This is a genomic window from Buttiauxella gaviniae ATCC 51604, assembly GCF_001654835.1.
In the GTDB taxonomy this organism is placed as follows: Bacteria; Pseudomonadota; Gammaproteobacteria; order Enterobacterales; family Enterobacteriaceae; genus Buttiauxella; species Buttiauxella gaviniae.
This window is the reverse complement of record NZ_LXEP01000060.1, coordinates 1-11568: the sequence shown is the minus strand read 5'-3', so window position 1 is coordinate 11568 and position 11568 is coordinate 1. Positions and strand designations below refer to the sequence as shown.

The window sequence follows — 11568 nt, the reverse complement described above, 5'->3', positions numbered from 1 at the left end:
CCATCATCGCAAGTCTGGATGTCAGTCATATTCAGACTTTGGGCAGCGATGTGTTGCAGTCCCTTAATAACGACGAACTGCTGGGTATCTCAACCTCGTTGTCTGCGCAACAACGGGGCACCCTGACTCAAAGCCAGCTGGCACTGTTATCCACGTCTGCCAGCACGGGCAGCGCACTGATTAATGGTCTGAGTGATACCACGCTGAAAAACATCATGACGGCCACTGCGGCTGACAACACGTCGCTTTACGACTTTGAAACTGTTGAAAAAGTCCTGAAAAGCTTTGCCTCGTCGCTGACCGATCCACTGACCGCCACGCAGTATGGCGATTTAACCAGCTACGTGCAGACTATTGGCAGCGTCTGTGGAACGGACTCTTCGCTCTACTCGATTGTCAACGGGATGATAACAGGGGCAGGCGGTGCTTCGGTGCAGTTGGCCACGCAGGAGGTCGGGGTATTTACCCGCATTGGTTGCCTGGGGGTGGGTTCATCTGCAACGCAGTTTAACCAGCTCATCACCAACTGGATGGATGGCACTAATGCCCCATGCTCTTCTTCCACCGATGATACTGTGGGACGTCCACTCTTTGCTGATGGTGGCCCGACGATTAATGATATTCACCAGGGACAGGACGGTGACTGCTCCTTCCTGTCAGCTCTCCAGGGTGTGGTGACAACCAATCCTGATTTTATTAAGTCGATGTTTGTTCAGAACCCGAATAACACGTATAGCGTGAGGTTCTTTAATAACGGCGTACCGACCTGGGTCACGGTTGATAATAATGTGTTTGTCGACGGGAACAGTGTTGCCAGCTCCAGCTGGGTGGCGATTGCCGAGCGGGCAAACGTGGCGTATGAATCCACCTATTCAAATCTTGACAACAGATATGCAAGCCTTAAGGGGGGATTCGGAAAAATTCAGGAAATCACCGGCGACAGCTATACCAGTTTCTGGGCCTCCCGCACGACTGAGGATAAATGGAATACTACGGATTTTGAACTGCTGAAAACCGCCGTACTGAATGGTGCACCTGCGCAACTTTCCAGCTGGGAAAGCACAAAAGATGCCGTTACCGGGCAGACCAATTTTGTCCATGCGCATGCATTCGCCATTATCGGATTTGATGATGCAACCAATGATTTTGTCCTGACCAACCCGTGGGGAGCCGACCGTAACGATAGTAGCGTTGCCGGGACATTTGAAGCCTCAATGGACCAAATGTGGCAGCATGGAAATGGCAGTACCGGTATTGCCTTTGCGAATTCAAACGGAGCAAGTGGGGCTGCGGGGCAGCTGGTTACGGCTATGGCGACAATGGCCGCAATGCCGGGGGCAAGCTCAGATGTGACAGCAGCATTGCCAGCTAATGCTAATACATCACTCATGGCAAAACCGCTGGTTTAATATTTTTCATCGAGTTAATACCCACTCCTATGAGTGGGTATGTTTTTGAAAAACTAAAGCAAGCTATATCGTAAGTGTACCGCGGGAGCCGTATTGGCGAGTGTTAATTAGAGCAATACATCCGAGTGACCAGATTGCGATAACATTAGCGCATGATGATAGAGACCCTAATTGACTCTGTTCAGTTTGTACGTCTCGGTCAGGCTATATAGAAATGCACTGTGATCAGCTCCATGATCCAAACCGAAAAACAGGAATTTTTCTCGACCAAAACTCACCATCTGTAGAGCATTTTCACAAGGTTATTATCTGTTTCTGCTCAGTCATCTTCTGCATAGCAGGTCAGTGTTAACTACTGATTCAGAGCATAGATGAACACCCTCGTCAATTCTGACGGTCTTAATAGCGTTTGCATCTCTTCACGCAGCCAGCTTTCCAGCTATTTCAGAGGCGGCTTCGTTTTCTACTGACGTTAAGCAATTATTTATTCCGTCGGTATTCCCCTTACATCCATCTCAATGGTTTAAAAAACGACCGATCTATTTCAGAACGTCCTCTACAAGAGGTAGATCGTGTATGGATGTGCATATCATTGATTTTGTGGCACTATTTCAAAGATCGCCGCGCTGATAAAATTAGCTGCTGTTTTCACCCATGATGCTAATTATGAACGTATTTAAAGGCTGGCATTTCAGTCGTGAAATTATTCTGTGGGCGGTACACTGGTACTGTAAATACTGTGTCAGCGTCGACCACACCACGCTTTACCGCTGGGTTCAGCGTTATGCCCCTGAAATGGAGAAACGTCTCCGCTGGTACTGGCGTCAGCCTTCCGGGTTTAGCTCATGGCATCTGGATGAAACTTATATCAAAGTTAACGTTATCTGTACCGCGCAGTCGACAGCAGAGGCTATACCATTGATTTCTATCTCTCCTCACGCCGCAACAGTAAAGCCGCATACCGCTTTATGGGGAAACTCCTGAATAAGACGAAGCGCTGGCAAACTCCATGGCTGATTAATACCGATAAAGCCCCGACATACGGGCGGGTGCTGGCGTTGCTGAAGCACGAAGAAAAATGTCCGCCGGATGTGGAGCACCGACAGATAAAGTGCCGTAACAACGTGATTGAATGCGATCACGGCAAGCTGAAACGGATAATCAATGCCACGCTGGGATTTAAATCAATCAAAACGGCTTACGCCACGATTAAGGGCATTGAAGTGATGCGTGCGCTGCGCAAAGGTCAGGCCGAATCATTTTACTTTGGTCATCCCCTGGGCGAGATACGTCTGGTGAGCAGAGTTTTTGACATGTAAGCCTTTACTATGAGGCAGGAGTCTTGTCCATCTTCATATTTGCAACAGTGCCTTGAATCTTACTGTTTGAATTTCAATGGGCGTTTCTCGGTAGTCGTCAGTTTCCGATCTAATGTCTAACTTTTGTTGCGTAACTCACTGTTTGGAGTAAACCACTTTGGCGAATGTGTCTGAAAGTCACCCGGCGGTACCCGATCCACGCTTACCTTCATTAATTATGGCTATACACTTCCCTGCTGATGGTGCTTTGACGATACCGTAATTATCATCCGGAATTCCATTCATCACCTTTTTCAAGGTCTGCTCGCAGACTTCCATGTTTGGCATAGGTGTTACATTCCAGGATGCCTCTCCTGTTAATCCTGAAGCCAAAAGCAAATAAAAATAAACTGTTGTCACAACTAACCTCTTATTGATAGGTAACAACTATCTGAAGGTCATCCTGGATAAGCAAAGACTCCTCAAATTTAAATAAAATGGTCACTTTGGATGTTAATAAGCAGTTTTAATATAAATTGAAAGTTTCACAGAACTCATCAATATGTTTAATTCGAATCAAAAGCTCCAACGAATGTCGAGGCTACAATATTATATAAAAAAAACCGCATCACGGGATGCGGCAAAAAGCGCTACAAGGATTACACCTTGAAAATATTATGATTTTTCAGATGCTAATATCTTAAAATTGAGAAAAAATTTCAACTGGTAATTTAAGGTAATTATACTCTTTGTATATAATTTTATTACGCTTTAGTGTTTAAAGATTTCCCTGACAAACTTATCGGTATAAAGTGCCCACATTGGGAGGTGAGATATCGCCACGGACTCAGAGCTAATAAACCAGCGCCATACGCTGGTAAACTCTGACATTCTGGTTCAGAACGATATCCAGACCTGCTATTCTTAAAATTAGCGGGGAGTGGTATAAGATATCCCCCACTAACGTCAGGATTAAAAACACCCATCTTGGTTTGATGCTACTGACCTGATATATCATATTTAATGACTTATTTTCAGTATTATAGTAAGTTAGCTGCAGTACAACTATATAGCATGCAGACTCAGCTCTCGTATCCGCCCTTCAGTTATACTGTGGATGGCCAAGGCCAAACCATTCACTTTTCTCATCGCGAAAGTTCTGTTCATTTTTCATTCTTCGGCTATACAACATCATCATCACATTTGCAGGGCTGAATTCATCTGTGATGATGATCACTTTTTATTGGGTGAGATGGTATGACGGCAAGCGTTAAGGAATTACTTTTTGTAGATGTATATGTGCATTCTGTCATTTTGTATAACGAGCTATCTTAATGAGTAAATGAATGGAACGATGTAATATTTTTAATATAATAAGGTGAGATTGTGTAGTGAGGAACTTTCGAGCATTCGGCAAGCTCATTTTATATTTTTTCACCTCCGCAGGTCTCGGAAAATTTCTGGTGTACTACACGGGTAAGCATATATGTGATCTCGCGTGATTGGCCGCACAATCAGTAGATCACATATGTCCATGTCATTCACATGGAGTTTTAATTATTTTATACCCACATTATTTTTGAAATAAGATCTTGTTCACGGAAGGCATGCGAATTAGAAATAAATGATTTTATCAAAGCCAAAATTGTTTATAAAATAATTTTTTCGTACTAATTTTTCTTTTTACTTTATTTTATCATTTTCGCAGCTTTAACAAATATTAATAAATGCCATCACCTCACCATCTTGTGTTTATATACCCCCTTGTGAGGCTTTCGTTATGGGTCGTCGTGATAAAGTTGTGAGCGCCTGTGATTAACACTTTCTATGAGTATTAATACTTAATTAATTAATCATTTTAACTTTAATTAAATAACAAATAAAACAAAAAAAATCAACAGCTTAAGTTTGATTTTAATGGTATAAAAGATAGTCGTTATCGAGATCGTTAGTATTATAATTTGTATTATTTCATCTGATATACAAATGATTGGCTAATGATTTTTGCTATTGGCTGACTGAGTCTCATCATATAAAAAGAGGATATATATATGGCAACACAAGCTATCACCTGGAGTTGGGCTACTAATACTCACCTCACTTTCAATCCAGTGACAGACGTACTGGATTTTGACTGGATGCAGGGCAATCAATTCGATATCACTGAAAAAGATGGTTCGGTTGTGATATCTATCCCTTCAAATAACCAGTCTTATATATTAGACGGGGTTAAACTTTCGCAGCTTTCAGTTAATAACATTGATGCTAAAGACAGCACGGCAATGCATGAATGGCAGACAGCATTAGACACTGGTGGAAACAGGCTTCCGACGGATACGAGTAATGCAATACCGCTGACCGATCTTAATACTTCGTCTGCTGCTCCAGATAGTACAACCCAACAATCTACCCCAGGCAGTACCATTCCTGAAGTATCTGAGCCAGCCACCAGTCAGATCGCATCTTCGGTGGAGTCTACAACGAAAACTATCGCCTGGGATTGGGGCGCCAACACCCATCTCAGTTTCAATCCTACGACTGATGTACTGGATTTCGGCTGGATGCAGGCAGATCAGTTTAACGTTACTGAAAAAGATGGCTCAGTGGTGATTTCTATTCCATCAAATGATCAATCTTATGTTTTAGATGGGGTAACACTGTCTCAACTCTCTATCAGCAATATTGGTGCTAAAGACGCGACGGCCCTTGCTGAATGGCAGAGCGCATTAGGTGTCACAGGGAACACGAACCCAATTGGAAGCGGTTCAGAAACGTCGGTTGCTACCTCAGATCCACTAACACCAGTTACAACACCGGTATCAGATCCACTAACACCAGTCACAACACCGGTATCAGATCCACTAACACCAGTCACAACACCGGTATCAGGTTCATCCAGCTATGAGTATGCGCCTTACGTTGATGTCACCAGCTGGCCAACACCCGACTTAACGGCTATCAGCCATAATTCGGGTGTGAAGGAATTTAGCCTTGGATTCCTGGTAGCTAATAGTCAGGGTGGGCTTTCATGGGGTGGTGTTGTACCTATTGATAATAATGCCGCGACAGAAGACACTGTAAAAATTGATAAAGATATCAGTTCATTCCAGAATTCTGGCGGTAGTATTATCCTTTCATTTGGTGGCGAAAATGGAACCGAAGTTGCACTGAATGCTAAAGATGCTAACAGCCTGGCGGCGCTTTATCAGACAGCGATTGATAAATACCATGCCACATCTATTGATTTTGATATTGAAGGTGGGGCTGTTGCCGATAAAAAGTCCGTGGATATGCGTAATCAGGCCATTACGATTCTGGAAAAAAACAATCCCGGACTCCAGGTGTCCTATACCCTTCCTGTGCTACAAAATGGCCTGACACAAGATGGTGTGAATGTGCTGAAAAGTGCTGTATCTAATAACACACACGTGGATCTCGTCAACATTATGACCATGGATTTCGGTGGCCAGTATGACTCACTGTTTACTGGCAAACCGGATATGGGCGATGGCACCATTGCAGCGTCCGATGCAACTATCAGTCAGATGAGGGCTGCTGGTTTGTCAGACACTAAAGTGGGTATCACTCCTATGATTGGCGTCAATGACGACAACAAAGAGATCTTCACTCTTGAAGATGCCTCACAGGTGGCGCATTACGCAGAATCTAACTCTGACGTTGGTCGTATAGGAATATGGTCTATTGGCCGTGATAACGGCAACGGTGCTGGTAAGCCGTGGGCAGATAGCGCCTACAGTGGTATGTCACAAAATGATTATGACTTCTCCAAAACTCTGATGGGCAGTTAATCGCGATTTAATTCAGGGCTTGATATTAAGCCCTGAATTATTATGCAGAAATAAGGAGTCGTCAGAGATGACCATATTGCCCGATATCAATTTAAAAGAGACGGTTCTGCCCGGCGAAGGCATTGTCGCACTCTGTTCCATTGCACATTTTTACAGCATTCCTGCGGTACCAGAGTACCTAATCAAAGAGCTGGCGATTGAAGAAAAAATCGTTGATGCACAGGATATCATCCGAGCCAGCCACCTTATTGACATGAAAGCCAGGCTAATATCAGACATCACTGAAAAGCGCCTGAAGAACCTGCCAGTACCGGCACTGGCACGTTTTCAGGATGGGCGCTACTACGTTCTGACTGACAAAAACGATCAGGGGTTGTTTCGGGTGTATGACGTCACACATCGCCGTGTGATGAATATTCCAGTTGAACAATTGCTGAAGAAAATTCACGGCGAAATTATCCTGGTGCAGCGTAAATTACGCGGAGAGGGCAAAGATCCGCGTGGTTTTTCGATTGAATGGTTTATTCCTACTATCAAACGCTATCGCCAGCCGCTGATTCACGTTGTTGTTGCATCACTATTTATCCAGATATTTGCTCTTATCACGCCGCTATTTTTCCAGATCATCATCGATAAGGTGCTGGTACATAAAAGTTATGAAACATTAATTGTGATCGCCCTGGGAATGCTGATTGTCAGTATTTTTGATGTCATTCTGCGTTATTTACGGACTTATTTACTGGCCCACACGGCAAACCGTATTGATGTGGAGCTTGGACGCCGTCTGTTTCATCATCTTTTTGCATTACCGATGCGCTATTTTGAAACCCGCAGCGCCGGTAATACCGTGGCGCGCATTCGTGAGCTGGAAAATATCAGAAACTTTTTCACTGGACAGGCACTTTTCTCGGTGATTGACCTATTTTTCATCGTTATTTTTCTGGCAGTACTGTTTTTTTACTCATGGTTTCTGGCGCTGATTACGACCGCAAGTATTCCTGTCTATGTACTAATCACCCTGGTCATGCGCCCGGCGATTAAAAAACGGATTGATGATAAATTTTACGCCAGTGCAGCCAGTCAGCAATTTCTGGTGGAGTCAATCGTCGGAGCTCAAACTATAAAAGCATCCGCGGTAGAGCCCGCGTTTCGCAAGCAGTGGGAAGACAAACTCTCCAGCTATGTCCGAACTTCCTTTGAGGCTTCTCAACTGACCTCGCTTGGGCAGAATACCATCCTGTTTGCCAATAAAGTGTTCACTGTTCTGATTCTCTTTTTTGGCGCAGCGGCAGTCATTAACGGTCAGCTCAGTGTCGGTGAATTGATTGCTTTTAATATGATTTCCGGTCAGGTCGTACAACCTATTTTACGGATCTCCCAACTTTGGCAAGACTTCCAGCAGGTGCAGGTCTCTGTGGAAAGATTAGGCGATATCCTGGATCAGCCGCCAGAATTTTCTGCTCAACAACAGGGTGAAAGTATTCCACTGCGTGGCCATCTGCGCTTCGAAAATGTCAATTTCGCCTATAAAGCGGGTTCACCATTGATTCTCAATAATATCTCACTGGAGATTCAACCGGGTGAAGTCATTGGGATTGTGGGCTCCTCAGGATCAGGGAAATCAACGCTGACCAAGCTTTCACAGCGACTCTATTTACCTGATGAGGGCAAAATTACCATTGATGGCGTCGACATCAGCCATGTCGATCCAGCCTGGCTTCGCCGTAGTATTGGCGTCGTACTTCAGGAAAATATGCTTTTTAATCGCAGTATTCACGACAACATTGCTTTTGCCCATCCGACAATGTCGCGGGCCGCTGTTATACAGGTCGCAAAACTGGCCGGGGCCGATGAGTTTATTTCACGCTTGCCGCGTGGCTATGACTCGATGGTGGAAGAACGTGGGGGAAACCTCTCGGGTGGTCAGCGTCAACGTATTGCTATTGCCCGGGCTTTGGCAACCAACCCGCCGATGCTTATTCTCGATGAAGCGACCAGTGCCCTGGATTATGAAAGTGAAAACATTATCCGTAATAACATGAAATTCATGGTGAAAGGACGCACGGTCTTGATCATTGCTCACCGTCTTTCAACGGTACGAGATTGTGACCGAATCATTTGCCTTGCAGACGGGAAAATTGTGGAACAGGGCACGCATGACACACTGCTGGCCCGCAACGGGTTGTATGCCCGCTTATGGTCATTACAGAATGTGTCACAAAGCCCGGCTGAAGCTGAGTCAAACTCAGAGGAGGAAATAGCATGAAATTTTTTGATTTAAAAAATAAAAAATTCAGCCAGGACTATGAGTTTCTCCCCTCAGCCCTTGAAGTGCAGGAGACCCCACCCTCACCACTGAGACTACAACTGTTATATACCATTTGCGGGTTAGTCGTACTGGCGTTCATCTGGTCAATGGTGGGCAAAATCGATGTGATTGCGACCGCCGGAGGTAAGGTACAGCCGCAAGGTTATGTGAAAGTCGTGGAATCAATGGTCAACGGGAAAGCCGAACAGATTCTGGTCCAGAATGGAGATCGTGTCCAGGCCGGGCAAACGCTGGTTCTGCTGGAAGCGAATGATGTTCAGGCACAACACAGCGATATCTCCTCACAACTTGTTTCCTGGGAAGCGGAGATAATTCGGCGAAAAGTGGAAGATTCAAGAGCCTCGGCGCTCGTTCTGAGCAACAGACAACTGGCAATCAATACCCCCCTCGACTGGCCTGCCAGTAGCGCTATTCCCGATGACATTCGTCAACGTGAAGATGCCGTGATGCACAGTGAGCTGGCTAAATTCAATTCAGATCTTGAGGATATTCAGGCAAAACTGATACAAAACCAGGTGCAGGAAGCTTCCACCCGTTCAGCAATAAATTTGCAGGAAAGTCTGATTGATACTTTAAATCAGCGCGTTAACTTGCGTAAAGATTTGGTTGAAAAGCAGGTGGTTTCACGTGACGACTGGCTGCAGGTCATCGCCAATGTCAAAGAGGCGCAAAATAATCTTTCCAGTTCACGAGCACAATTGAGCGATATTATTGCCAGTAAAGCCATTCTCAGCGGCTCATTTCAACAAACTCGTGATAACTATGTGGCGACCAATCTACAAAAATTAGTCGAAGCGGAACGTCAGGCGGCGAGCCTGCGTGAAAAGTTTAAAGAAAGCCAGGCGCAGTTGAATCATATGACACTGGTCAGTCCGACTGCTGGTATTATTGCTGCCTCAAGTCTGACCACTCCCGGACAGGTTATTAACCGAGGTGATGAATTAATGCGTGTGGTGCCGGAAAACGCTGGCATGGAGGTGGTTGCTTACATACCGAATCAGGAGATTGGTTTTATCCGGGAAGGGCAACATGTGGATGTGAAGATCAATGCCTTTCCGTTTACCCGCTATGGTACCGTCAATGGCACGGTGATAAAAATTTCTAAAGATGCAATCCCCGATGCCGACGCGCAGCAAAGTCAACGTGACCCGACGCACTCGACAAATAATATGTCGGGAAATTCCGGCGGTGGGCAGGCAACCAACTCACTGGTATTCCCACTCACCGTTTCTCTGTCACAGAATTACATTTCGGCAGATGGTAATAAAATTAATTTGGTACCCGGAATGGGGGTTGTTGCCGAAATAAAAACGGACCGACGCAGGCTGATAGATTATTTAATTTCCCCGGTTTACGATCTGACGTCCAGTTCATTACATGAAAGATGATGCAATCATAACCCTGCGATTATTTTATCATCCAAAGGGCAGGGTATTTCTGCCCTTTGCAAGCTGTTTTTGGCGGGATTTCGACACAGCCTTTTATATAAATATGAGTCAGTATATGTGTAAAAAATTAAGAAAACATATATTTCAGCTTGCTAAAGGACTATCACCTTTTACTCTCTCTTCAGGCAATAAATATTAAACGATAAAGTCTTTTTTGGCATGAATATTTACAGCAATATAAAATAGTTACAATTCACTCGCAAAGTATTACGGAGTGCCACATAGAATGCATGAGCCATAAAAAATAAGAAATCAATAAAAATAACTGATTTTCATCGATTCGAATATGCAAAGGTTAGCGTAATTAATCCCAGAGCATTAAATGAGCAATTTTTTAACAAATGAATTATTCCTTTTTTATGTTGTGGTTTTTTTTCGATTGAGTTATTTTACTCCTGTCATTGAGCACTAATCAGGTGCTGTTAAATAAATATAAATTATGTGCTCATCCTTATTTTCACACCATTGTGATAAGCAAAAAGTAAAACCTAATAGCGAAAAATCATCCTTTTCTAAAAGGGGTTGTCTATGTTCTGTTCTACCCAACATACCGTTCTTACACCAGATATTAATACAATAAGTGCATGGATCACCGATCTGGCCTTCAGATAAATAAATAAGGTGTCCTATGTCCATAAGCTGGGATCATAAATATTCTTTCGAATACAGTGTATTGTTAAATGGCGTTCAATTACGGCTCACCCCTTTTCTGGAACCCATCTGGAACGGTGAGGGAGAGCTAGTTGCCCTTGAGTTACTCACTCGTATTCACGATGTGAACGCGAATAAATCTGTTTCACCATTTTTATTTTTCTCTCTTGTGTGTAATGAAGAGCAACTCCTGATATTTCAATGGCAGCTTGAGTTATTGCTACAGATGTTACCCTGGTGCCATTTGCGTAAAATACCGGTCTCAGTGAATATTAATAGATATCTTGCTGAAAAAATTACGGATATTTACTGGCTAAATAAGGTAGATGCTCTTGCTCCGTGGCTCCGTCTGGAGATAAATGAACTGGCTGTCATTCCAGGGCTTAATGGAAAGGATGATCCAGTCATCCATCGCCTGAAGGATGTTGTTCCATTATGGCTGGACGATTTTGGTATGGGGACAACCACCATTCCACTTCTTGTATCGGGTGATTTTGAGCGAATAAAAATCAGCCATCAACTTATTCATCTTCTCAGTATGCAAAAACAGGGTGCGGTTTTTTTAAACGCCATGCAAAAGCTGTGTTCAGAGAATAAAAAGCCGCTCATTGCAGAAGGTGTGAG

6 protein-coding genes and 1 pseudogene are annotated in these 11568 nt (G+C 44.1%); 6 read left to right on the top strand and 1 reads right to left on the bottom strand.

Features of this window, described 5'->3' with window-relative positions:
* Nucleotides 1-1409, top strand: a 1409-nt coding sequence (locus M977_RS23330; protein ID WP_064519425.1) for a C2 family cysteine protease, incomplete at its 5' end; no start/stop codon positions are given.
* A gap of 666 nt (nt 1410-2075) precedes the next feature.
* Nucleotides 2076-2728 (top strand): annotated as a pseudogene (locus tag M977_RS23325) (IS6 family transposase).
* A 177-nt stretch (nt 2729-2905) separates the two neighbouring features.
* On the opposite strand, the gene M977_RS25405 reads toward M977_RS23325, so the two are convergent.
* Nucleotides 2906-3127, bottom strand: a complete 222-nt coding sequence (locus M977_RS25405) for a hypothetical protein (protein ID WP_157092131.1) — start codon at nt 3125-3127, stop codon at nt 2906-2908.
* 1631 nt (nt 3128-4758) lie between these two features.
* On the opposite strand from M977_RS25405, the gene M977_RS23320 reads away from it, so the two are divergent.
* The 4 genes from M977_RS23320 to M977_RS23305 all read left to right on the top strand — a co-directional run.
* The gene (locus tag M977_RS23320; protein ID WP_064519419.1) at nt 4759-6516 is read left to right on the top strand and encodes a glycosyl hydrolase family 18 protein; all 1758 of its coding nucleotides are present in this window, start codon (nt 4759-4761) and stop codon (nt 6514-6516) included.
* A 67-nt stretch (nt 6517-6583) separates the two neighbouring features.
* Nucleotides 6584-8782, top strand: a complete 2199-nt coding sequence (locus tag M977_RS23315) for a peptidase domain-containing ABC transporter (RefSeq protein ID WP_064519416.1) — start codon at nt 6584-6586, stop codon at nt 8780-8782.
* Complete coding sequence (locus M977_RS23310; protein WP_064519408.1) at nt 8779-10233, top strand: HlyD family type I secretion periplasmic adaptor subunit; 1455 nt, start codon at nt 8779-8781, stop codon at nt 10231-10233. Before M977_RS23315 ends, M977_RS23310 begins: the two co-directional genes overlap by 4 nt.
* A gap of 688 nt (nt 10234-10921) precedes the next feature.
* A partial coding sequence (locus tag M977_RS23305) for an EAL domain-containing protein (RefSeq protein ID WP_064519406.1) occupies nt 10922-11568 on the top strand: 647 nt, incomplete at its 3' end.